Source organism: Streptomyces sp. NPDC093065, assembly GCF_044754585.1.
Taxonomy (GTDB): domain Bacteria; phylum Actinomycetota; class Actinomycetes; order Streptomycetales; family Streptomycetaceae; genus Streptomyces.
On the sequence record NZ_JBIVPJ010000029.1, the window covers coordinates 22,753 to 46,072 of the forward strand.

A 23,320-nucleotide genomic window follows, 5' to 3' on the forward strand; every position below is an offset into this window, starting at 1 on the left:
TACGTAGGGGAGACTGTGTTCATGACTCCTACGACGGAGACCACGGTCGGTATCGGCGGTGCCGCGGAGAGCACCGACATGGTGCTCAACATCGGCCCCCAGCATCCGTCCACCCACGGCGTGCTGCGGCTGAAGCTGGTCCTGGACGGCGAGCGCATCACGAGTGCCGAGCCGGTGATCGGCTACATGCACCGCGGCGCGGAGAAGCTGTTCGAGGCCCGTGACTACCGTCAGATCATCATGCTCGCCAACCGGCACGACTGGCTGTCGGCGTTCTCCAACGAGCTGGGCGTGGTCCTCGCCGTCGAGCGGATGCTCGGCATGGAGGTCCCCACGCGCGCGGTGTGGACGCGGACGCTGCTCGCCGAGCTGAACCGGGTGCTCAACCACCTGATGTTCCTCGGGTCCTACCCGCTGGAGCTGGGCGGCATCACCCCGGTGTTCTACGCCTTCCGGGAGCGGGAGGTCCTCCAGAACGTGATGGAGGAGGTCTCCGGCGGGCGCATGCACTACATGTTCAACCGCGTCGGCGGCCTCAAGGAGGACCTTCCGGCGGGCTGGACCACGCGCGCGCGTGCCGCCGTCGCCGCCGTGCGCCCGCGCATGGACGTCTTCGACGACCTGGTGCTCGGCAACGAGATCTTCCGGGGTCGTACGCGGGGCGTGGGCGCCCTGTCCGCACAGGCGGTGCACTCCTACGGCGTCAGCGGGCCGATCGCCCGTGCCTCCGGCGTCGACTTCGACCTGCGCCGCGACGAGCCCTACCTCGCCTACGGCGAACTCCAGGACACGCTGAAGGTCGTCACCCGGACCGACGGGGACTGCCTGGCCCGCTTCGAGGTCCTCCTGGAGCAGACGCACAACGCCCTCGACCTCGCGGACGCCTGCCTGGACCGCCTGGCCGAGCTGGCGCCCGGGCCGGTCAACCAGCGGCTCCCGAAGGTGCTGAAGGCGCCCGAGGGCCACACGTACGCCTGGACCGAGAACCCGCTCGGCATCAACGGCTACTACCTGGTCAGCAAGGGCGAGAAGACCCCGTACCGGCTGAAGCTGCGCTCGGCGTCCTACAACAACATCCAGGCGCTCGCGGACCTGCTGCCCGGGACGCTGGTCTCGGACATGGTGGCGATCCTGGGCTCACTGTTCTTCGTGGTCGGCGACATCGACAAGTAGCGCGGCGGCGTCCAGGGCCCCCACCGGCTGGAGCAGCCACACGAAGTCGCCCAGGCCGCCCGGCGCGGTCAGCTCGGCGGCCTGGGAGGCGCCCGCGAGTGCACGTACGTACGCCGCGGGGTCGGCGGAGGCCAGCGTGAGCGGAGGGCGTGCTCCGGTGATCCCCAGCGCGCGCAGGACCTCGCGCTGGGGGCGCAGAAGCGCATCCGGGGGCGCGTGCTCCGGAGCGCACCTCGCGGTGTGGGCGGCCGCGCACGCGTCCAGCGCCACATGCGCGGTGATGTCGCACGACCCGTCGGGCACCGGCTCCGTCTCCCGACCCTCCCGGAAGCCCGTGAGCGTCCCGAACGGCGGGCGGCCGGCCGTCGAGTGCGCGTAGTCGGCGGCCACCGCGAGCCCGCCGCCCCCGCCGTCCAGGGCCGCCACGGCGGTCGCCCAGGCCTCGTCGCGGGGGAGCCCGATCTCCGCCCGCAGCCCCTCCTCGCCGGTCAGCGGCCACCACCGGGCCAGCCACTCGGCCTCCGCCCCGGCCACCGGCTCCCCGAGCCGCTCGGCCCCGTCGCCGCGCACGAGCACGCGGCGCGCCACACCCTCGGCGTCCACCTCCGCCACCTCCACCGGCACGTTGTCCAGCCACTCGTTGGCGAACAGCAGCCCGGTGACGCCGACGGGCGGCTCCGCGAGCCACCGCACCCGCCGGTCGAGACCTTCGGGCCGGGCGGCGACCTCGACGGCGTACGCGCGCGTGCGGGCCGCCACGGCGGCGGGCAGGGCCGCCAGCACCCCGGCGGCCAGCTCGCCCCGTCCGGCCGCCATGTCCACGAAGTCCAGCGGATCGGGCCGGCCCAGGGCCTCGTCGACCCGGCACAGCAGCCGTGCCACGGCTCCCGCGAACAGCGGCGAGGCGTGCACGGACGTCCGGAAGTGCCCGGCCGGCCCCCCGGGACCGGTGCGGTAGAACCCCTCGGGCCCGTAGAGGGCGTCCTGGGCGGCCTGCCGCCAGCCCCGCCACTCCCCACCCGTCTCCGCTGCCCCTCTGAACCCTGCCGTCCCTGGTGTCACGGGCCCAGGCTAGGGCCACGGAGGCGCACAGAAGATCGGAGCCTCCACCTTGCGGAGTATGCGCGGGGGACGCGGATCGGCCCTTCGGTTGACCCCTGCACCTATTCCTCTTCCCTACGCTGGGTTACGTGCAGCGCCTCTACGATTTCCTCCGCAGACACCCGACCGGAGTCGACTCCTTCTGGGCCCTCGTCGTGCTCGGAATCTCCGTCGTCTCCGTGACGAATCCGGGGACGCGGGCGGACGGGACGGACAGCCTGGTGCTGATCCTGCCCTTCGTGGTGCTGCTCGGTGTCGTGATCGCACTGCGGCAGCGGATGCCGGAGCGGATGCTGCTGCTCGCCGTCGCGCTCGGCGTGGGGCAGCTGGCGCTCGACGTGTCGACGATGCCGCCCGACTTCGCCTTCCTGGTGATCATCTACACCGTGGCGGCGACCGGCGCCCGCTGGGCCTCCCGCACCGCGCTGGCCACCGGCCTGTGCGCGGCGCCCCTCGCCCAGCTGCGCTGGTCCGACAACGAACTGGGCATGGGGACCACCATCGCCGTGACGGTCTTCCAGGCGGTCCCCTTCCTCCTCGCCTGGGTGCTCGGCGACTCCATCCGCACCCGGCGCGCCTACTTCGCGCAGCTGGAGGAGCGGGCGACCCGGCTGGAGAAGGAGCGCGAGGCACAGGCCAAGGTCGCGGTCGCCGCCGAACGCGCCCGGATCGCGCGCGAGCTGCACGACGTCGTCGCGCACAACGTCTCCGTCATGGTGGTGCAGGCCGACGGCGCCGCCTACGTCCTGGACGCGGCGCCCGACCAGGCGAAGAAGGCCCTGGAGACCATCTCCTCCACCGGCCGGCAGGCACTCGCGGAGATGCGCCGCCTGCTGGGCGTGCTGCGCACCGGCGAGCACAAGGAGGCCGGGGAGTACGTCCCGCAGCCCGACGTCCAGCAGATCGAGGACCTCGTCGAGCAGTGCCGCACCTCCGGGCTGCCCGTCGACTTCAAGGTCGAGGGCACCCCCAGGCAGCTGCCCAGCGGCGTGGAGCTGACCGCGTACCGCATCGTGCAGGAGGCGCTCACCAACACCCGCAAGCACGGCGGGGAGAACGCGGGCGCGAGCGTGCGCCTGGTCTACTTCGACGACGGCCTCGGGCTCCTGATCGAGGACGACGGCAAGGGCGCCCCGCACGAGCTGTACGAGGAGGGCGGCTTCGACGGCCAGGGCCACGGCCTGATCGGCATGCGCGAGCGGATCGGCATGGTCGGCGGAACCCTGGACGCGGGCCCGCGCCCGGGCGGAGGATTCCGCATCAGCGCACTGCTGCCGCTGAAGCCCGCGCACTGAGCACCGCGCCCGTACGCACGTACGGCGTTGACACCTGTAAGGCACGACACTGCGGGCACGACACCTGCAAGGCGAAGGAAGAAGAGGCCCGATGGCGATCCGCGTGATGCTCGTCGACGACCAGGTGCTGCTGCGCACCGGGTTCCGGATGGTGCTGGCGGCCCAGCCGGACATGGAGGTCGTCGCGGAGGCGGGCGACGGCGTCGAGGCCCTCCAGGTGCTCCGCTCGACCGCCGTGGACGTCGTGCTGATGGACGTCCGCATGCCCAAGCTCGACGGCGTGGAGACCACCAGCCGGATCTGCGTGGACCCGAACGCTCCGAAGGTGCTGATCCTGACCACCTTCGACCTCGACGAGTACGCGTTCTCGGCGCTCAAGGCGGGCGCCTCCGGCTTCATGCTCAAGGACGTGCCGCCCGGCGAGCTGCTCGCCGCGATCCGCTCCGTGCACAGCGGCGACGCCGTGGTCGCCCCCTCCACCACCCGGCGTCTCCTGGACCGGTTCGCGCCGATGCTGCCGGCCACCGGCCCGGAGCCCCGGCAGAAGGAGCTCCAGCGGCTCACCGAGCGGGAGCGCGAGGTGATGGTCCTGGTGGCACAGGGCATGTCCAACGGCGAGATCGCGGCGCGGCTCGTGCTGTCGGAGGCGACCGTGAAGACGCACGTGGGCCGCATCCTGACCAAGCTGGGCCTGCGCGACCGCGTGCAGGTGGTGGTCCTGGCCTACGAGACCGGGCTGGTGCGGGCGGGCGGCGGACAGGGCTGACGGGCCCCGCCGGGGGCTCCGCGTCGGTAGGGTCTGCGCATGCTCCTGTGGATCAACGGCCCCTTCGGGGGCGGAAAAACACAGACCGCGCACGAGATACGGCGCCGGCTCCCCGGCAGCGTCGTCTGCGACCCCGAGTACGCAGGATTCGGCCTGCGCCGCATGCTGCCGCCCGAGCTGCGGGACGACTTCCAGGACCTGGTGTCCTGGCGGCAGGGGGTCGTGGAGGTGCTGGACCTGGCCCTCACCGAGCACGACGGCGTCGTCGTCGCGCCCATGACGGTCACCGACTCCGGGTACTTCGCCGAGACCGTCGGCCGACTGCGCGAACTGGGCCACGACGTGCACCACTTCACGCTCCTCGCCGAACGCGAGACCGTCCTGCGGCGGCTGCGCGAGCGCGGACTCGGGCACGTCCTGCGGCGCGTGTCCGGCAAGGGCGCCGGGCCGCGCCGGGAGAGCTGGGCCGTGCGGCAGCTCGACCACTGCCTGGAGCGGCTGGCCGAGCCGGAGTTCGCCGAGCATCTGTGGACGGACCACACGACCGTCCCGAAGACCGCCGACCGCATCGCCGTCCTCGCGGGACTCACCCTGGAGCCCAACCGCGAGGGCAGGCTGCGCACCCGGATGCGGCAGGCGGGGGTCGGGATCCGGCACATCCGGTTCGACTGACCGGCCGCGCCCCGCCCGTCCGGGCACCCTCTAGCGCAGTATCCCCTCCAGGAAGTCGCTGCCCAGCCGGGCCACCACCGTGACGTCCAGCTGGTGCAGGACGTAACGGCCGCGCCGCCGGGTGGTGATGAGGCCCGCCTTCTTCAGCACGCCCAGGTGGCGGGATATCTCGGGGGCGGTCATGCCGTGCACCTGCGCCAGCTCGCCCGTGGTGTACGCGCTGCGGGCCAGATACCGGCAGATCCGCATGCGCACGGGGTGGGACAGCGCGGTCATCCGCATCGTGAGCTGCTCGACCGAGGGCGGTGCGGCCAGCTCCGGGGAGCCGACCGGGTAGTGCAGCACCGGCTGCCAGCCGTGCCGGTGCAGGACCATCAGGTGCGGCCGGCCCAGGCTGGTCGGGACCAGCAGCAGGCCGCCGTCCGAGGTCGCGGAACGGCCGTCGCCCAGCTTGTCGACGGTGATACGGGCGGCGTCCTCGTCCAGCGTCAGCGCCGTGGACACGGCGGCGAGCGCCTCCGCGAGGCCCTTGCGGCGCAGCAGGTCCGTCTTGTGACGGGCGTCCGCGGCGAGCTGGTGGCGCACCCGGGACCAGGTCTCGGCGAAGAACGCCTCGTCGCAGTCCCGAGCGAACTGCCGCAGCCAGCCCCGGATCCGCGGCGGATCGGCCAGCAGCCGCTCACTGAAGCGCAGCTGCCGCGGCCCCCGCGCGGCGGCCAGGTCCAGCGCGCGCCGGCGCACCTCCGGGTCGTCGAGCGCCGAGTCCCCGCCCGTGCTGTACGGCAGCGCGCAGGTGAACTCCAGGGCCGCGTCGACGAACTGCTCGTCGGACAGCTTGTCGAGCAGGTCCAGGTCGTCGTCGAGGGTGGCGCCGGGCAGGGTGCTGCGGCCCGGCACCCCGGCGAACGGCATGAACAGGTCCGAGAAGGTCGTCCGCCACAGGAAGTCGGCCTCGCACATCCGGTCGGCCAGGTGCGAGTCGAGCCGGGCGGTCACGCCCGTCGCCCAGCCCTGCAGCCCCGGGTGGTGCCCCGGCTCGGACAGCGCGTGCAGCGCCATGCCCAGCTCGGCCAGCGGGGAGGGCACGACGGCGATCCTCTCCGGCCGCAGCCCCGTGATGTCGATGCGCACGCTCATGTCCCCATGGTGCACGCCGCCACCGACAACGCCGCCGCCGATTGACCGCCGTCGTCAATCGGCGCGACCGCGGGGTGCGGCTTGGAGCAGTCTGGGACCACCGGGGCAGCCGCGGAGCCCGTTCTCTCCCCACGTTCCCGTCTCCACGACGAGGGTGATCCCGTATGAGCATCACGCAGCAGTACCTCCTCGACACCTACCGTGCCGGGCAGCTCGGCGAGCCCGCGCCGCCCGCGCCCGGCACCCACGACCGGCGGGTCGTGCGCGAGTGGCGCGACCGACGGCGGTTCCGGGCCGTGCTCGCGGGCCGCCCCGCGCACGGCCGCGTACGGCGGGCCCTGCGCCGCTGGTGGTCCCTGTGGCCGCGCGCCCTGGGCTGACCCCCCGGCGTACGACCGACGGGCCCCTCGGCCGTCAGAGCTTCAGCCGGGCCGCGAAGTCGGCGACCGCCGTCCGCACGTCGTCGGCCGTCCACTCCAGGCCCGACCCGTCCACTCCGACCTCGGTGAGGGCGATCCCGGGGCCGGCCGCGTCCCAGGGACGGGAGAACAGCATCGTCCCCGTCTCCTCGGCCTGCCGGAGCGCGGCCTCACCCGCGGTGTCGGGGTCGCAGGGCAGCCAGACCTGGAACTCGTGCGTGTGCGGCACCTCGGGATGCACCCGCGCCCACGGCAGTCCGGCCGCCGCGAGGCCCTCGCGCAGCGCGGCGGCCACCACGCGCGCGTGGGTCACGTACTCGGGCAGCCGGGGCAGCTCGCGCTCCAGGCCGGCCAGGGCGGACAGCGCCGTGGGGAACTGCTGGAAAACCTGGCCGCCGTACCGGTGCCGCCAGGCCTTCGCCTCCTCGACCAGCGTCCGGGGGCCGGCCAGGGCGGCACCGCCGTAGCCCTTGAGGGACTTGTAGAACGAGACGTACACGCTGTCCGCCAGGCCCGCGATCTCGGCCAGGGGGCGGCCGAAGTGGGTACTGCACTCCCACAGCCGGGCCCCGTCGAAGTGCACCACCGCGTCGCGCTCCCGGGCGGCCTCGACGACCTCGGTGAGCTCCTCCCAGGTGGGCAGCAGGTAACCGGCCTCCCTGAGCGGCAGCTCCAGCATCAGCGCCCCGAACGGCTCGTCGAAGCCGCGCACCTCGTCGGCGGCCGGCGGCCGGGGAGCGTCGGTCAGCCGTACCGGGCGCAGCCCGCTCACCCGGCTGAAGGCGTCGCGCTCGTGCAGCTCGGGGTGGCCGAGCCCGTGCAGGGCGACGACCGGGTTGCCGGTGCGGCCCGTCCAGCAGCGCAGGGCCACCTGCTGGGCCATGGTGCCGGTCGGGAAGAAGGCGGCGGCCTCGGTGCCGAGCAGGGCGGCGGTCTTCTCCTCCAGCGCCTCGACGACGCCGTTGCCGTACATGTCGGCGGGTTCGTCGAGGTCGTACAGCTCCTCGGCCCCGTCCAGCAGGGCGATGCGCTCCCGCAGGGTCGTGATGAAGCCCGGGCGGGCGAGTACGCGCCGTGCGCCGCGAAGGGCGGCCACGCGTCGCTGCTGCCGCTGTTCCCCGGATTCCGTCGGTTCGGCCGCTTCTGACTGCTCTGCCGTGTCACTCATACGGGGATCATGGCGCGCGGGCCACGCCCCGGGCACCCGGGTTTCTCCACAGGTTCGGACACGCGCGCGCGGTGCGTGCTCCGTCCCCGCGCGGAAACCCACAGCCTGTGGACAACCGGACGCCGCCCGGACCGATCGCGTTAACATGACGAGAAATCGTCCGGTACCCCGAGCGGACTGGAACGGGAAGGCCGCCGTCGCGTGAACACAACCCCACAGCCAGACCCCAGGGACCGCCCCGCGCGGCTCACCGTAGGCGTTGTCGGCGCCGGACGGGTGGGCCCCGCGCTGGCCGCGTCCCTCCAGCTCGCCGGGCACCGCCCGGTGGCCGTCTCCGGCGTTTCCGACGCCTCCAGGAGGCGTGCCGCCGCCCTCCTCCCCGACGTGCCGCTCATGACGCCCGCCGAGGTCCTGGGACACGCGGAGCTGGTCCTGCTGACGGTCCCCGACGACGCGCTGCCCGGCCTGGTGACCGGGCTCGCCGAGACCGGTGCGGTGCGTCCGGGCCAGCTGCTGGTGCACACCTCCGGGCGGTACGGCGCACGGGTCCTGGACCCCGCGCTGCGCGCCGGCGCCCTGCCGCTGGCCCTGCATCCCGCGATGACCTTCACCGGCACCCCGGTGGACGTCCAGCGCCTGGCCGGCTGCTCCTTCGGCGTCACCGCGCCCGAGGAACTGCGGCTGGCCGCCGAGGCCCTGGTCATCGAGATGGGCGGCGAACCGGAGTGGATCGCCGAGGACCGGCGCCCGCTGTACCACGCGGCGCTCGCCCTGGGCTCCAACCACCTGATCACCCTGGTCGCCCAGTCCATGGAGCTGCTGCGCACGGCCGGTGTGGCGGCCCCCGACCGGATGCTCGGCCCGCTCCTCGGCGCCTCCCTCGACAACGCCCTGCGCTCCGGCGACGCCGCCCTCACCGGCCCCGTGGCGCGCGGGGACGCGGGCACGGTCGCCGCGCACATCACGGAGCTGCGCGAACACGCCCCCCAGGCCGTCACCGGCTACCTGGCGATGGCCCGCGCGACCGCCGACCGCGCCCTGGACCACGGTCTGCTGAAGGCCGAGCTCGCCGAGGACCTGCTCGGGGTGCTCGCAGAGGAAGCCACGACAGCCCCCCGAAGCCCGGGACGCCCGGGAGCCACCGGCCCCGACGGAGACCCCGGCCCCGACACCCCCGGCGGAAACGACGGCGGCGACGGCCCCGAGGGCACTGACGGCACCGACGGCACCGACGGAGGGACCCGATGACCACCACCCCGCCCGCCCTGCTGCGCACCGCAGGCGAGCTGCACGCGCGCGTGCGGCACGGCCGCCGGGCCGTCGTGATGACCATGGGCGCCCTGCACGAGGGCCACGCCACCCTGATCCGCACGGCGCGCGACCTCGCCGGACCGGACGGCGAGGTCGTCGTCACCGTCTTCGTCAACCCGCTCCAGTTCGGCGCCGGCGAGGACCTCGACCGCTATCCGCGCACCCTGGACGCCGATCTGGAGATCGCCGGCCGGGCGGGCGCCGACGCCGTCTTCGCCCCTGGCGCCGACGAGGTCTACCCCGGCGGCGAACCCCAGGTGCGCATCACCGCCGGTCCCATGGGCGAACGCCTGGAGGGCGCCTCCCGCCCCGGCCACTTCGACGGCATGCTCACCGTCGTCGGCAAGCTGCTCCACCTCACCCGCCCCGACCTCGCCCTCTACGGCCAGAAGGACGCCCAGCAACTCGCGCTGATCCGCCGCATGGTCCGCGACCTGAACTTCGGCGTGGAGATCGTCGGCGTCCCCACCGTGCGCGAGGAGGACGGCCTGGCCCTGTCCAGCCGCAACCGCTACCTCTCGACGGCGGAGCGCCGCACCGCCCTCGCGCTCTCGCAGGCGCTCTTCGCCGGCCAGGACCGGCACGCCGCCCAGGAGGCGCTCTGCGCGCGGGCCCGCGAAGTACCCGCGACCCGGGCACGGGCCGAGGCGCTGGGCGCCCTGGGCGAGTCCCGCGCGGCGGCCGACGCCCACGCCGTCGCCACCTCCGCCCCCGGCAGCGCCGCTGCCGTCCGGGAAGCCGCCCGCCTGGTCCTGGACGACGCTTCCCGGGCCACCCCGCCGCTGGAGCTGGACTACCTCGCCCTGGTCGACCCGTCCGACTTCACCGAGATCGGCGACGACCACACCGGCGCGGCCGTCCTCGCCGTCGCCGCCCGGGTCGGCGCGACCCGCCTGATCGACAACGTCCACCTCACCTTCGGATCCCTCGGAGCCGCCTCGTGACCAGCACAGGCATACGACTGCACGCCCCCGAGCCCGGCTGGGCCGTCGCCGCGGACGTGGTGGTCGTCGGCTCCGGCGTCGCGGGCCTCACCGCGGCCCTGCGCTGCGAGGCGGCCGGCCTGACGACGGTCGTCGTCACCAAGGCCCGCCTCGACGACGGCTCCACCCGCTGGGCGCAGGGCGGCATCGCCGCGGCCCTCGGCGAGGGCGACACCCCCGAGCAGCACCTCGACGACACCCTGGTGGCCGGCGTCGGCCTGTGCGACGAGGAAGCCGTCCGCACCCTGGTCACCGAGGGCCCCGACGCCGTACGCCGGCTCATCGCGACCGGCGCGCACTTCGACGAGTCCACCGAGGGCGGCCTGGCCCTCACCCGCGAGGGCGGCCACCACCGCCGCCGCATCGCCCACGCGGGCGGCGACGCCACGGGTGCCGAGATCTCCCGCGCCCTGGTCGAGGCGGTACGCGCGCGTGGGCTGCGCACCGTCGAGAACGCGCTCGTCCTGGACCTCCTCACGGACGCCGAGGGCCGCACGGCGGGCGTCACCCTGCACGTCATGGGCGAGGGCCAGCACGACGGCGTGGGGGCCGTCCACGCCCCCGCGGTGGTCCTCGCCACCGGTGGCATGGGCCAGGTCTTCTCGGCCACGACGAACCCGTCCGTCTCCACGGGCGACGGAGTGGCCCTCGCCCTGCGCGCGGGCGCCGAGGTGAGCGACCTGGAGTTCGTGCAGTTCCACCCCACCGTCCTCTTCCTGGGTCCGGACGCCGAGGGCCAACAGCCCCTGGTCTCCGAGGCGGTGCGCGGCGAGGGCGCCCACCTGGTGGACGCGGACGGCGTGCGCTTCATGCTCGGACAGCACGAACTGGCGGAACTCGCCCCCCGCGACATCGTCGCCAAGGCCATCACGCGCCGCATGCAGGAGCGGGGCGCCCGGCACATGTACCTGGACGCCCGCCACTTCGGCGCCGACATGTGGGAGCACCGCTTCCCCACGATCCTCGCCGCCTGCCGCGCCCACGGCATCGACCCGGTCACCGAGCCGATCCCGGTCGCCCCGGCCGCCCACTACGCCTCGGGCGGCGTCCGCACCGACCCGCGCGGCCGTACGACGGTCCCCGGTCTGTACGCCTGCGGCGAGGTCGCCTGCACCGGCGTGCACGGCGCCAACCGCCTGGCCTCCAACTCGCTCCTCGAGGGCCTGGTCTACGCCGAACGCATCGCGGCCGACATAGCGGCGGGCCACACGGCCGGCACCCTCCACGCGCGCGTACCGGCCCCCCTCCCGCACCCGGACCACCCGCGGCACCCCCTCCTGCCTCCCGAGGCCCGCCTCACCATCCAGCGGATCATGACGGAGGGCGCCGGAGTCCTGCGCTCGGCGGACTCCCTCACGCGGGCTGCCGACCGGCTGCGGGGCCTGCACGCCGAGGCCCGCGAGGCCCTGCACGAGAACGGCAAGACGGCCGAGCCGGGCGTCGACACCTGGGAGGCCACCAACCTCCTGTGCGTGGCCCGCGTCCTGGCCGCCGCCGCGACCCTGCGCGAGGAGACCCGCGGCTGCCACTGGCGCGAGGACCACGCCGAGCGCGACGACACGGCGTGGCGCCGCCACGTCGTCGTACGCCTGAACCCGGACCGCACCCTCGCCGTGCACACCACGGACACGCCAGAATTCCCCCCGACCGTCCACGGCGCCCAGCCGACGCACCGTCCCCAGGAGCAGTGACAGCAGTGAACCCCTCCGACCCCACCGAACTCCCCCTCGCCTCCGGCGGAGGCTGCGGCGACGGCTGTGCCTGCGGCGCGGACAACGCGGACAACGAAGAAGACGCCTACATGGAGTGCGGCCTCGACCCGGCGCTCGCGGCACTCCTGCTGGACTCCGGCCTCGACCCCGTCGAGGTCGAGGACATCGCGAACGTCGCCATCCAGGAGGACCTGGCGGGCGGCGTGGACGTGACGACCGTCGCGACCATCCCCGAGGACGCCGTGGCCACGGCCGACTTCACCGCCCGCGAGGCGGGCGTCGTGGCGGGCCTCAGGGTCGCCGAGGCGGTGCTGTCGATCGTCTGCACGGACGAGTTCGAGGTGGACCGCCACGTGGAGGACGGCGACCGCGTGGAGGCGGGTCAGAAGCTCCTCTCCGTGACCACCCGCACCCGCGACATCCTCACCGCCGAACGCAGCGCGCTGAACCTTTTGTGCCGCATGTCGGGCATCGCGACGGCCACGCGCGCGTGGGCGGACGCCCTGGACGGCACGAAGACCAAGGTCCGCGACACCCGCAAGACGACGCCGGGCCTGCGCAGCCTGGAGAAGTTCGCGGTCCGTTGCGGCAGCGGCGTCAACCACCGCATGTCCCTCTCGGACGCGGCCCTGGTCAAGGACAACCACGTGGTCGCCGCGGGCGGCGTGGCCGAGGCCTTCAACGCCGTGCGCGAACGCTTCCCGGACGTGCCCATCGAGGTCGAGGTCGACACCCTGCACCAGCTGCGCGAGGTCGTGGACGCGGGCGCCGACCTGATCCTGCTGGACAACTTCACGCCCGAGGAGTGCGAGGAGGCGGTGGCACTGGTCGCCGGCCGCGCCGCGCTGGAGGCATCGGGCCGCCTCACCCTGGCGGGCGCCAAGGCGTACGCCGACACCGGCGTCGACTACCTGGCCGTGGGCGCGCTCACCCACAGCTCCCCGATCCTGGACGTCGGCCTGGACCTGCGAGCGGCGGAGTAGAACCCATGCTGCTGACGATCGACGTAGGCAACACGCACACCGTCCTGGGTCTCTTCGACGGCGAGGACATCGTCGAGCACTGGCGCATCTCCACGGACTCGCGCCGCACGGCGGACGAGCTGGCGGTCCTCCTCCAGGGCCTGATGGGGATGCACCCGCTGCTCGGCGAGGAACTGGGCGACGGCATCGACGGCATCGCCATCTGCGCGACCGTCCCCTCGGTCCTGCACGAACTGCGCGAGGTCACCCGCCGCTACTACGGCGACGTCCCCGCGGTCCTGGTCGAACCGGGCGTCAAGACCGGCGTCCCGATCCTCACCGACCACCCCAAGGAGGTCGGCGCCGACCGCATCATCAACGCGGTCGCCGCGGTCGAGCTGTACGGCGGCCCGGCGATCGTCGTGGACTTCGGTACGGCGACGACGTTCGACGCGGTCAGCGCGCGCGGGGAGTACATCGGCGGGGTCATCGCGCCCGGCATCGAGATCTCGGTCGAGGCGCTGGGCGTCAAGGGCGCGCAGCTCCGCAAGATCGAGGTGGCCCGGCCGCGGAGCGTGATCGGCAAGAACACGGTCGAGGCGATGCAGTCGGGCATCGTGTACGGCTTCGCGGGGCAGGTCGACGGGGTGGTCAACCGCATGGCGCGGGAGCTGGCCGACGACCCGGACGACGTGACGGTCATCGCGACGGGCGGTCTTGCGCCGATGGTGCTGGGGGAGTCCTCCGTCATCGACGAGCACGAGCCGTGGCTGACGCTCATGGGGCTGCGGCTGGTGTACGAGCGGAACGTGTCCCGCATGTAGGTGGTCCGGCGCGGCATCGGCACCCGGCGTGGGTGCGGGCGCGGGGTGGGGTGTGCGGCCCGGCGTTGCGGGGTGCCGCTGCGCCCACCCGTGCCGCCATGGGGGCACCCCCTCTGGGGGAGGCACGACTGCCCGCGGCGACGGCGGCAGGGCGGCAGGGCGGCTGCCTGCGGCGACGCGGCGGCACGGGGGTGTCCGCCCGCGGCGGTCGGCGCGTCAACGCGCCGAGCCTCTTCAAGTGACCGATTCCGCGCCGTTCCGAGAACGGACACCGCCCGGCCCGACCCCGACCCGCCACCGGACCCGAGGGCGCCACGCGCACCCCCACCGAACCCGCACAGGCGCCGCAGGCACTTCGCACCACCGCCGGAGGCACCGGCATCCGGGTGGAGGAGCGCGCCACACCCGTGCCCCCTATGCCGAGTTTGTCTGATTAGCGCGTATCGTCGCCGCATGCCCACGCCCTACGGACCCCGCGGCGGCATGGCGTTCGGTGCTCAGGAGCTGCGTGTGCTCCGGCGAGCCCTCGCCCTCGCCCTGAACCCCAGCCCGGTCTCGGCCCAGGAGGCCCAGGACTGCCTCCACCTCGCAGAGTCGCTCGACGAGGCGATGCGGGAGGGGGCCAGGCTGCGCGCCTTCCTGTTGGCCGACCTCGCCCGGTACCGCGCCGCCCTCCCCGGCACCGCCACCGGCTATCTCGCGCTCCTGGACGAGGCGCTGGACGCGGGCCACCGTCCCGGCGCGGACGACCTCGCCGCTCTGGGGGCCCTGCGCGGCAACCCCGCCGCGGCCGCGCTCCTGGCCCGCTGCGGCCCCACGGCGTCCATCACGGCGTCCATCACGGCGGCCGTCACGGCGGCCGTCACGGCCACGGTCACGCTCCCCGCCGCGCGCACCCGCCTCCACGCGGTCCCCGGCGGCCGCCGATCCGGCGGCGACCCCGCCCAGAAGCCCGCCCAGAAGCCCGCCCCGAAGCCGGCCCCACGCCCCGCCCCGGCCACCCCCAAGCGCCCCGTCCCCACCCCCGGCGAGGTCTTCCCGCGCCGCAAGCCCGCCCCGCCGGCCCCGCCCGCCCCCGGCTCCCGGCACCACCTCGCCGCCGGCTGACGGCGCCTGGCTACCCTGGTCCCATGGACTACGTCTCCGCGCTCCTGCCCCCGGTCGTCATGGCCGTCTTCTTCATCGGCTTGATCCGCGTGATCGTGAAGACCCAGGGCGGCGCCAACAAGGCCAAGGAGGACGCGGTCGTCGACGCCGCCCTCGCGCGGGCGGAGGGCGCCCGGCAGGCGTCCCCGCACCCCGAAGCCTGACCGACGCACCGACGCGCGTACGGCTCCCGCGCTCTTTCCCGCGGAGCCGTACGCCTCTTTTGCGCACGTTCGCCTGCGAACGCGCACGTCCGGCACGCGATCGTCCCCATCTCCCACTATCGTTCGAAGCGTGCCTCGCCCATTGGGAGAACTCGAAGACGCGGTCATGACGAGGGTGTGGAAGTGGAACCGCCCCGTGACCGTTCGAGAAGTCCTGGAAGACCTGCAACAGGAACGGTCCATCGCGTACACCACCGTGATGACCGTTTTGGACAATCTCCATCAGAAGGGCTGGGTGCGCCGCGAGTCCGAAGGCCGGGCCTATCGATATGAGGCGGTCTCCACTCGCGCCGCCTACGCCGCCGCCCTCATGAACGACGCCTGGTCCCAGAGCGACAACCCCGCCGCCGCCCTCGTCGCCTTCTTCGGCATGATGAGCGAGGAACAGCGCCGGGCCCTCCAAGACGCCATCCGCATCGTGCAGGGACCGGAAACCCCCGCGCCGGGACCCGGCGCGGTACCGGACGGCGGCGAGCGATAGCGTCCCCACATGCCAATTGCCATCAGCGTCCGGCGGGCCCGCACCAGGGATGTCCCGGACGTACGCCGGCTGCTCGACGCGTACGTCCGTGACCGTATCCTGCTCGACAAAGCGATGGTGACGCTTTACGAGAGCATCCAGGAGTTCTGGGTCGCGGAACGGGACGACAACGCCGAGGTGGTCGGCTGCGGTGCCCTGCACGTGATGTGGGAAGACCTCGCGGAAGTGCGGACTCTCGCGGTGAAGCCCGGTCTGAAGGGCGCCGGCGTCGGTCACAAGCTGCTGGAGAAGTTGCTGGACACAGCACGTCGGCTGGGCGTTCGCCGCGTTTTCTGTCTCACCTTCGAAGTGGACTTCTTCAGCAAGCACGGCTTCGTGGAGATCGGGGAGACCCCGGTCGACACGGATGTCTACGCGGAGCTGCTGCGTTCCTATGACGAGGGCGTTGCGGAGTTCCTCGGTCTCGAACGAGTGAAACCGAACACCTTGGGCAACAGCCGGATGCTTCTGCATCTGTGATGGCCGGGCAGTGCCGGGCCCGGGGTCCTTCGAGGTTTATTCCACCGAGGTGCCCTTCATGGGTTCCCTATGTCCGATACGCGCATGTTTCCGGCCCGGAGTCGGGCTACCGGTCTCCGCCGGGGGTTTGTGTTTTTCCGGCAAAAGCGGTTTGCTTTCCGGCGTACTGCAGTACTGCATATAACAAGGGACGGCGATACGGCGGACGCCGGCAGACCCCCGGCCCTCAAGTTATCGATGAAAGGAAATCCGGTGGCACAGAAGGTTCAGGTCCTTCTTGTCGACGACCTCGACGGCGGCGAGGCAGACGAGACCGTGACGTTCGCACTGGACGGCAAGACCTACGAGATCGATCTCACCACCGCCAACGCGGACAAGCTCCGCGGTCTTCTCGACCCGTATCTGAAGGGTGGCCGTCGTACCGGTGGCCGTGCCTCGGGCGGTCGCGGCAAGGCGCGCGCCGCTTCCGGCGGCAGTCAGGACACCGCGGCGATCCGCGCCTGGGCCAAGGAGAACGGCTGGGACGTCAACGACCGCGGTCGTGTCCCCGCGAAGGTCCGCGAGGCGTACGAGCAGGCCAACGGCTGATCAGCCGACCCGCGCCACGGGCCGTGCCCGCGGTGGGCCGCACGCGGTGAGCCGCACCCGGTGGCACTGCGTGGCCAGGGTGTGGACCAGCCGGGCGAGATCGGGGGCGGTCCCGGCGGTGCCGAGGGCCGACAGCGCCGGCAGCGAGGGTTCGACCTCGCACCCCGGCTCCGGGGGTCGCAGCCAGACGGCGGCCCCCCGCAGGCCGTCGCGCTCCGGGGGACGCGGCGGCGGGCCGCTCGGGCCGCAGCCGTCCGGGCCGCAGGGACCGGGCCCGGGTGCGAGAGGTGCGGCCACGAGACCTCCCGCTCCGACCGCCGTCAGGTCGAGCGCCAGTGAGCCCCACTCCAGCCACTCCAGGAGACCGGGCAGCTCCTCCGCGCCACCCGCCGCCACGAGCAGCAGCATCCGCTCGTCCTGGACGGCCACCGGGAACCCCGGCACCGGCGAGCGCGTACCGAGACCTCCGGCCCGCCCGAGACGCCGCAGCGTCGCGTACCCGGCCTCGGCCGGCACGTCGAGGACGTCGAAGCGGACGCCCGTGCGCAGCCGCACCGGCTCCCCGGGCGCCGTCGGCCACCCGAGCGTGCTCTCGTACCACCGCCGCGTCCGCTCCCGCGCAGGGTCGCCGCCCTCGGTGGTCCGGCGCGGCGACGGCACGACGAGGGAGACGGGGGCCGCGGGGGACACGGGAGTGAGGGGGACCGAGTGCGAGGCGCCGACCATGCCAAGTGCAACAGTCGAAAGAGCGCTCGGGTTACGCTGGGTGGTGCAATGAATGCGCAGTGTGCTGGAACGGGGCGGCAAGAGGGGGCGTGCGGGGTGCGGGGAGGCGCAAGGTTGTTCGCCCGTAGCGGAGGGAACCGGTGCGCGCGGCATGGAGTGTCACTTCCCGCGGGTAAGACATCCCTAGTGGGAGGGGGCGACATGCAGATCGGGCCGTCTCGCGTTCGCCATCGGCGTACTGGCGAGTGGGGTAAGTGCCTGGCCTGCGGGAACATCGTCTCGCACCATCGGGTTGTGGCAGATGTCGGCGTCAGGGGTCAGGAGGCCATCGACGGTGTCGGCAGTTGGAATGAGCGGTCCCCGCTTGCGGGACTAAGCTGCGGAAGGACAGGGAGGGGAAGTTCCCCTTACTGCCTGACCGCTCTGAGGAGCGATTAACGATGTTCGAGAGGTTCACCGACCGCGCGCGGCGGGTTGTCGTCCTGGCTCAGGAAGAAGCCCGGATGCTCAACCACAACTACATCGGCACCGAGCACATCCTCCTGGGCCTGATCCACGAGGGTGAGGGTGTCGCCGCCAAGGCCCTTGAGAGCCTCGGGATTTCGCTCGAGGCGGTCCGCCAGCAGGTGGAGGAGATCATCGGGCAGGGCCAGCAGGCCCCGTCGGGTCACATCCCCTTCACCCCCCGTGCCAAGAAGGTTCTGGAGCTGTCGCTCCGCGAGGCCCTCCAGCTGGGTCACAACTACATCGGCACGGAGCACATCCTGCTCGGCCTGATCCGCGAGGGCGAGGGCGTCGCCGCCCAGGTCCTGGTCAAGCTGGGCGCAGATCTGAACCGGGTGCGGCAGCAGGTCATCCAGCTGCTCTCCGGCTACCAGGGCAAGGAGACCGCCACCGCCGGCGGTCCTGCGGAGGGCACCCCCTCCACGTCCCTGGTCCTCGACCAGTTCGGCCGGAACCTCACCCAGGCCGCTCGCGAGTCCAAGCTCGACCCGGTCATCGGGCGCGAGAAGGAGATCGAGCGGGTCATGCAGGTGCTGTCCCGCCGTACCAAGAACAACCCGGTGCTCATCGGTGAGCCCGGCGTCGGCAAGACCGCCGTCGTCGAGGGCCTCGCGCAGGCCATCGTCAAGGGCGAGGTGCCCGAGACCCTCAAGGACAAGCACCTCTACACCCTGGACCTCGGCGCCCTGGTCGCAGGCTCCCGCTACCGCGGTGACTTCGAGGAGCGCCTGAAGAAGGTCCTCAAGGAGATCCGCACCCGCGGCGACATCATCCTGTTCATCGACGAGCTGCACACGCTGGTCGGTGCGGGTGCCGCCGAGGGCGCCATCGACGCCGCGTCGATCCTCAAGCCGATGCTGGCCCGCGGTGAGCTGCAGACCATCGGTGCGACCACGCTGGACGAGTACCGCAAGCACCTGGAGAAGGACGCGGCCCTGGAGCGCCGCTTCCAGCCGATCCAGGTCGCGGAGCCGTCGCTGCCGCACACGATCGAGATCCTCAAGGGTCTGCGCGACCGCTACGAGGCCCACCACCGCGTCTCCATCACGGACGAGGCCCTCGTCCAGGCGGCGACGCTCGCCGACCGCTACATCTCGGACCGCTTCCTGCCGGACAAGGCGATCGACCTGATCGACGAGGCCGGTTCCCGGATGCGCATCCGCCGGATGACCGCGCCGCCGGACCTGCGCGAGTTCGACGAGAAGATCGCCGGCGTCCGCCGCGACAAGGAGTCCGCGATCGACTCGCAGGACTTCGAGAAGGCCGCCTCCCTGCGTGACAAGGAGAAGCAGCTCCTGGCCGCCAAGGCCAAGCGCGAGAAGGAGTGGAAGGCCGGCGACATGGACGTCGTCGCCGAGGTCGACGGCGAGCTGATCGCCGAGGTCCTCGCCACGGCGACGGGCATCCCGGTCTTCAAGCTCACGGAGGAGGAGTCCTCGCGCCTGCTGCGCATGGAGGACGAGCTCCACAAGCGGGTCATCGGCCAGGTCGACGCCGTCAAGGCGCTGTCCAAGGCGATCCGCCGTACCCGTGCCGGCCTGAAGGACCCGAAGCGTCCCGGTGGCTCGTTCATCTTCGCCGGCCCGTCCGGTGTCGGTAAGACCGAGCTGTCCAAGGCGCTGGCGGAATTCCTCTTCGGCGACGAGGACGCGCTGATCTCCCTCGACATGTCGGAGTTCAGCGAGAAGCACACGGTCTCGCGCCTCTTCGGTTCGCCCCCCGGCTACGTGGGCTACGAGGAGGGCGGCCAGCTGACCGAGAAGGTCCGCCGCAAGCCGTTCTCGGTCGTCCTCTTCGACGAGGTCGAGAAGGCCCACCCGGACATCTTCAACTCGCTGCTGCAGATCCTGGAGGACGGTCGTCTGACCGACTCCCAGGGCCGGGTCGTGGACTTCAAGAACACGGTCATCATCATGACGACCAACCTCGGCACCCGGGACATCTCCAAGGGCTTCAACCTCGGCTTCGCCGCCGCGGGTGACACGAAGTCCAACTACGAGCGCATGAAGAACAAGGTCCAGGACGAGCTCAAGCAGCACTTCCGGCCCGAGTTCCTCAACCGTGTCGACGACGTGGTCGTCTTCCCGCAGCTCAGCCAGGACGACATCCTGCGGATCGTCGACCTGATGATCGACAAGGTGGACGAGCGCCTCAAGGACCGGGACATGGGCATCGAGCTCTCCCAGTCCGCCAAGGAGCTGCTGTCCAAGCGGGGTTACGACCCGGTGCTGGGCGCGCGTCCGCTGCGCCGCACGATCCAGCGCGAGGTCGAGGACACGCTGTCGGAGAAGATCCTCTTCGGCGAGCTGCGTCCCGGTCACATCGTGGTCGTGGACACCGAGGGCGAGGGCGACACGGCGACCTTCACCTTCCGGGGTGAGGAGAAGGCGGCCCTCCCCGACGTCCCGCCGATCGAGCAGGCGGCCGGGGGCGGCGCGGGTCCGAACCTGAGCAAGGAGGCGTAGCCCTCCGGGGTGAGCCTGGTGAGGGGCTCCCGGGACTTCGGTCCCGGGAGCCCCTTTCGTGTGCCGTGTCAGCTGTCGATGCCGACCAGCTCGACGCCCGGGAAGAGCGGGGCGAATTCGGCGACGGCGAAGTCGTGGCCGCGACGCTTCATGAACGACGCCCTCACCAGGCCCGGAAGCCGGGGCGCGAGCGCCGCGAGGTGTTCGGAGCCCTCCATTCTGGAGATGACCAGTTCCTCGACCGAGGGCAGCTCGGGCATGCGGCCGATCGAGGCCGGGAGGTCCCGGAAGATCGCGGCGTCCAGGTACAGGCGGGTGAGGCCGGGCAGGGCGGCCACCTCCCGCCAGTCCTCCGCGGTCGGCTCCGTGGCCAGCGCCCCCAGACTGAGCGTGTGCAGGGTCTTCCAGTGGGCGAGTCCCCGCAGCCCGGTGGACTCGGTGCACTGGTCGCCCAGATAGAGGAACCCCAAGGGTGCTTCGAGGGGCAGGGAGTGGGTGAGAGCGGTGCCGGGCAGCTTCGGGACGAGGGAGAGCAGAGTCAGTGACGTCAGCGCCCGCAGCCCCGAGAGCTCGGCATGGGAGGCGATGACCAGTTCGGCGAGGGACAGGCCCGCCAGCCGGTCCAGGCCGAGCGCGTTCGGGCACTCGTGGAACGTCAGCCTCGTCAGAGCGGGAAGACCCCGAAGCGCGGTCAGATCGTTCAGCAGCGGGTTCTCGCCGATGTTCAGCTCGGTCACCGCCGTGGGCTCCGGCAGGGCGGACACGATCTCCTCGGCCCGGTGCGGCCCCGAGACGCGGAACCTGGGCCAGGGCCGCATCCCGGCGAGGGTGCCGAGCTGAGCGGGAGACGTGCAGTCGAGGAGGAGATCCGTACGGTCGAGGTGGTCCAGCACCTCGCCGGCGTAGTCGTCCGCGTCGAAACGGTGCCAGGTGCCGACGAGTTGCCGACGCACGTCGAGATCGGGGTGCTCCCTGAAACGGCGCAGCACGGCCAGTGCGCCATCAGGTACTTCTCCGCCCAGGACCGAGGCGGCGACGGTGACGCCCAGCGCCTCCGTCTCCGTCAGTTCGTCCGGCCCCGGCAGCAGCTCCAGCACCAGGGGCCCTGCTGCTGCCAGATCCCGCGCGGCCTCGGCCGTACGCGGTGGGATCAGCTCCGCGGCCCGCTCCTCCACCTCCGCGCGCACCATCGGGTCCAGCGCCGTCGCGTGCTCCAGACAGGCCAGGGCGAGCAGGGTCAGCCGGGGAGTGTCCCGGGCCAGCAGTTCCCGCAGTACGGTGACGCGTTCGCGGGGCCGGGCGTGGGCCACCGCCATGCGGATGACGTCCTCCCACTGGCTGTCGCCCGCCCGGCTGGTGAGGACGGGGAGGTGGCCTTCCTCCACGGCGTACCGCGCCGCCAGGTAGTCCTGGAAGGTGCGGTGCACGAAGTCCAGGATTCCCTCGGCCGGGCGGCGCACGACGCCGCTGCGCAGCAGCAGGGTCCGCAGCGCGGCGGAAGCACCTTCCTGCCCGGATGCCGGTGCCAGGGTCGGCAGCGCTCGTTCCACCATGCCTTCGGCCGTCTCCAGGGGCATCTCGTTCCGGCCGCTCAGGACCAGGGCGTAGGCGATCCGTTGCAGCAGCTCGAGTTGGGCCTCCTCACCCAGCTCCGGGTCCTCGACCGCCCCCATGCCGCGTTCACGGTCGCGGCGGGTGAGCAGCATGGTGAGCGCGGCGTCGTACAACTCCTTGCGGCCGGTGGGCAGATAGCCGCGACGCTCACGATGCAGGGCGCAGATCAGTCCGCACATCAGCGGGTTGGTGACGAGCCGGGACAGATCGCGCTTGGTGCGCAGGGCGTCGAGCAGTCGCTGTTCGTACTCCTGGGCACGAGCGGCTTCGTGCCAGCGATGGACGAAGGTGGCGACCTCCGCCCGGCCCATCGGTGTCAGGGAGAGCTCCCTGAACCTCTCCTGGGCCAGCCAGTCGGCGCGTACGGCGGTGGGACGGGTGGTCAGCAGCCAGCGGTTGCCGGGGTAGGCGTGGATCAGGCCGCGCAACCAGTCCCGGGTGGTGTGGCGGTCGGCTGCCGGAACCTCGTCCAGCCCGTCGACCAGGACCAGTGCGCGGCCCGCGGTGAGGACACGCTCCGTCCAGCCGTCCGGCGGTGACAGCGGACAGCCGACCGCGCTCAGGAAGGCGGCCGGGTTGGGCAGCGGGCCGGTGCGGATCAGGGTGCGCAACGGAAGGACGTACGGGACGAGCGTCCCCGCCCGTGCCGCGGTCACCGCCAGCCACTGCACCAGGGTCGTCTTGCCCGAGCCGGCCTCACCGCGCAGCAGCACCCGGGGCTCCTTCTTCAGCACCTCGTCGGCGGGCGTCCGGCCGGTACGGGCGGGTGCACCCTCAACGGGCACGGGGTCCCGGTCGGGCTCCCCGTCGAGGGTCGCCTCCAGGCTCAGATACGCGACCTCCAACGGCCACCGGTCGGGGGAGTCGCGGAGGTCGAGGCCGTAGATGGTGATGCGGTTGTGCTGCTCGGCGACGTACGGCAGGTAGCGGCGTTCGAACGCCGTGTCCCGGGCGTCCGGGCGCGGGACGCGCGCGATCAGCTCGTCGACCCTCGCGATCAGGTCCGCCTGCGTGCGGGACTGCTCGACCAGTGTCCGCGCGACGAACGTCGAGCGCCGGGTGAAGAACTCCAGGATGTGCAGGCAGGCCCACTCGGTCGCCGAGTCGAGGAAGTGGCAGGCGTCCGCGGACAGTCCCGCGGTGGCCGTGGGCGCCCCGTACCGGAGCCGCTTGGCCAGCTCCCGGTGCCCCAGCCGCACCGCCTGCACGTCGTCCATGTCCAGGTCGCCGAGGGCGAGGAGGCGCGCCGCCAGGGCGTCGGTGACGGCCTCGGTCTCGTCGCGCGGGAAGGGCGGCTCGCCGGGGGAGTCCAGGGAGCCCGCCACCAGCTTCCCGGCGAGTCCCCGCACCTCCCTCTCGCCCAGCGTGCGCTGCTCGCCCCGGAAGGACACCAGGCGGCTCAGCCGGACCGGCCGGTCGACCAGTCCGGCGCCGGGGCCGCCCGTCACGAAGAGCTTCTTCACCAGCGGGGCGACCAGACTGGACGCCAACTTCCCGCCGAGTACCGCCGGTTCCATGCGCCACCCCCGT

General features: G+C 72.6%; 21 protein-coding genes. 16 read left to right on the top strand and 5 right to left on the bottom strand.

Translation table 11 applies throughout. The features are described from left to right. Nucleotides 1-21 precede the first annotated feature (21 nt). A complete protein-coding gene (locus ACIQFU_RS34365) occupies nucleotides 22-1,173 on the top strand; it encodes an NADH-quinone oxidoreductase subunit D (protein WP_402556906.1) in 1,152 nt (383 codons plus the stop codon). On the opposite strand, the gene ACIQFU_RS34370 is transcribed toward ACIQFU_RS34365, so the two are convergent. Beyond that, a complete protein-coding gene (locus ACIQFU_RS34370) occupies nucleotides 1,138-2,235 on the bottom strand; it encodes an SAM-dependent methyltransferase (protein WP_402556908.1) in 1,098 nt (365 codons plus the stop codon). The two genes, ACIQFU_RS34365 and ACIQFU_RS34370, sit on opposite strands and share 36 nt — an antisense overlap. A gap of 128 nt (nucleotides 2,236-2,363) precedes the next feature. Here ACIQFU_RS34370 and ACIQFU_RS34375 point away from each other — a divergent pair, with 128 nt between their 5' ends. From ACIQFU_RS34375 to ACIQFU_RS34385, 3 genes are all read left to right on the top strand, one after another. Further along, the gene (locus tag ACIQFU_RS34375) at nucleotides 2,364-3,569 is read left to right on the top strand and encodes a sensor histidine kinase (protein ID WP_402556909.1); all 1,206 of its coding nucleotides are present in this window, start codon (nucleotides 2,364-2,366) and stop codon (nucleotides 3,567-3,569) included. A 91-nt stretch (nucleotides 3,570-3,660) separates the two neighbouring features. Next, nucleotides 3,661-4,335, top strand: coding sequence for a response regulator (locus tag ACIQFU_RS34380; RefSeq protein ID WP_402556910.1), 675 nt, complete (start codon nucleotides 3,661-3,663; stop codon nucleotides 4,333-4,335). A 39-nt stretch (nucleotides 4,336-4,374) separates the two neighbouring features. Further along, nucleotides 4,375-5,007 carry an AAA family ATPase gene (locus ACIQFU_RS34385; protein WP_402556912.1) on the top strand — a complete coding sequence of 211 codons (633 nt, stop codon included), beginning with the start codon at nucleotides 4,375-4,377 and terminating at the stop codon, nucleotides 5,005-5,007. A 30-nt stretch (nucleotides 5,008-5,037) separates the two neighbouring features. On the opposite strand, the gene ACIQFU_RS34390 is transcribed toward ACIQFU_RS34385, so the two are convergent. Further along, a complete protein-coding gene (locus ACIQFU_RS34390; protein ID WP_402556914.1) occupies nucleotides 5,038-6,144 on the bottom strand; it encodes a DUF5937 family protein in 1,107 nt (368 codons plus the stop codon). A 164-nt stretch (nucleotides 6,145-6,308) separates the two neighbouring features. Here ACIQFU_RS34390 and ACIQFU_RS34395 point away from each other — a divergent pair, with 164 nt between their 5' ends. After that, complete coding sequence (locus tag ACIQFU_RS34395; RefSeq protein WP_402556915.1) at nucleotides 6,309-6,524, top strand: hypothetical protein; 216 nt, start codon at nucleotides 6,309-6,311, stop codon at nucleotides 6,522-6,524. Between the two features lie 34 nt (nucleotides 6,525-6,558). On the opposite strand, the gene ACIQFU_RS34400 is transcribed toward ACIQFU_RS34395, so the two are convergent. After that, nucleotides 6,559-7,731: a threonine aldolase family protein gene (locus ACIQFU_RS34400; RefSeq protein WP_402556917.1), complete on the bottom strand. Its 1,173-nt coding sequence runs from the start codon at nucleotides 7,729-7,731 to the stop codon at nucleotides 6,559-6,561. Between the two features lie 201 nt (nucleotides 7,732-7,932). Here ACIQFU_RS34400 and ACIQFU_RS34405 point away from each other — a divergent pair, with 201 nt between their 5' ends. The 10 genes from ACIQFU_RS34405 to ACIQFU_RS34450 all read left to right on the top strand — a co-directional run bounded on the left by ACIQFU_RS34405 (nucleotide 7,933) and on the right by ACIQFU_RS34450 (nucleotide 16,481). After that, nucleotides 7,933-8,979, top strand: a complete 1,047-nt coding sequence (locus tag ACIQFU_RS34405) for a Rossmann-like and DUF2520 domain-containing protein (protein ID WP_402556919.1) — start codon at nucleotides 7,933-7,935, stop codon at nucleotides 8,977-8,979. Continuing rightward, the gene (gene panC, locus ACIQFU_RS34410; protein ID WP_402556921.1) at nucleotides 8,976-9,986 is read left to right on the top strand and encodes a pantoate--beta-alanine ligase; all 1,011 of its coding nucleotides are present in this window, start codon (nucleotides 8,976-8,978) and stop codon (nucleotides 9,984-9,986) included. Before ACIQFU_RS34405 ends, panC begins: the two co-directional genes overlap by 4 nt. After that, nucleotides 9,983-11,716, top strand: a complete 1,734-nt coding sequence (locus ACIQFU_RS34415; protein ID WP_402556923.1) for an L-aspartate oxidase — start codon at nucleotides 9,983-9,985, stop codon at nucleotides 11,714-11,716. The genes panC and ACIQFU_RS34415 overlap by 4 nt, the downstream gene beginning before the upstream one ends. Nucleotides 11,717-11,721: 5 nt before the next feature. Next, nucleotides 11,722-12,720, top strand: a complete 999-nt coding sequence (gene nadC, locus ACIQFU_RS34420; protein WP_402556989.1) for a carboxylating nicotinate-nucleotide diphosphorylase — start codon at nucleotides 11,722-11,724, stop codon at nucleotides 12,718-12,720. Between the two features lie 5 nt (nucleotides 12,721-12,725). Continuing rightward, a complete protein-coding gene (locus ACIQFU_RS34425; RefSeq protein ID WP_007452180.1) occupies nucleotides 12,726-13,523 on the top strand; it encodes a type III pantothenate kinase in 798 nt (265 codons plus the stop codon). Nucleotides 13,524-14,006: 483 nt separating this feature from the next. Continuing rightward, nucleotides 14,007-14,630: a hypothetical protein gene (locus ACIQFU_RS34430; RefSeq protein ID WP_402556991.1), complete on the top strand. Its 624-nt coding sequence runs from the start codon at nucleotides 14,007-14,009 to the stop codon at nucleotides 14,628-14,630. Nucleotides 14,631-14,653: 23 nt separating this feature from the next. Then, nucleotides 14,654-14,833 (top strand): hypothetical protein, encoded by a 180-nt coding sequence (locus tag ACIQFU_RS34435; protein ID WP_402556926.1) that lies wholly within the window; start codon nucleotides 14,654-14,656, stop codon nucleotides 14,831-14,833. Nucleotides 14,834-14,975: 142 nt separating this feature from the next. Beyond that, on the top strand, nucleotides 14,976-15,374 hold the full coding sequence (locus tag ACIQFU_RS34440) for a BlaI/MecI/CopY family transcriptional regulator (protein WP_402556993.1): 399 nt from the start codon (nucleotides 14,976-14,978) through the stop codon (nucleotides 15,372-15,374). Between the two features lie 9 nt (nucleotides 15,375-15,383). Next, the gene (locus ACIQFU_RS34445; RefSeq protein WP_402556927.1) at nucleotides 15,384-15,893 is read left to right on the top strand and encodes an amino-acid N-acetyltransferase; all 510 of its coding nucleotides are present in this window, start codon (nucleotides 15,384-15,386) and stop codon (nucleotides 15,891-15,893) included. A 252-nt stretch (nucleotides 15,894-16,145) separates the two neighbouring features. After that, nucleotides 16,146-16,481: an Lsr2 family protein gene (locus ACIQFU_RS34450; protein WP_003975458.1), complete on the top strand. Its 336-nt coding sequence runs from the start codon at nucleotides 16,146-16,148 to the stop codon at nucleotides 16,479-16,481. Here the strand turns inward: ACIQFU_RS34450 and ACIQFU_RS34455 are convergent, their stop codons facing one another. Next, nucleotides 16,482-17,207, bottom strand: a complete 726-nt coding sequence (locus ACIQFU_RS34455) for an SCO3374 family protein (protein ID WP_402556929.1) — start codon at nucleotides 17,205-17,207, stop codon at nucleotides 16,482-16,484. Nucleotides 17,208-17,647: 440 nt separating this feature from the next. Between ACIQFU_RS34455 and ACIQFU_RS34460 the strand changes: the two genes are divergently transcribed. After that, nucleotides 17,648-20,176, top strand: coding sequence for an ATP-dependent Clp protease ATP-binding subunit (locus ACIQFU_RS34460; protein WP_402556930.1), 2,529 nt, complete (start codon nucleotides 17,648-17,650; stop codon nucleotides 20,174-20,176). Between the two features lie 68 nt (nucleotides 20,177-20,244). On the opposite strand, the gene ACIQFU_RS34465 is transcribed toward ACIQFU_RS34460, so the two are convergent. After that, on the bottom strand, nucleotides 20,245-23,307 hold the full coding sequence (locus ACIQFU_RS34465) for an NACHT domain-containing protein (RefSeq protein ID WP_402556932.1): 3,063 nt from the start codon (nucleotides 23,305-23,307) through the stop codon (nucleotides 20,245-20,247). Nucleotides 23,308-23,320: the final 13 nt, after the last annotated feature.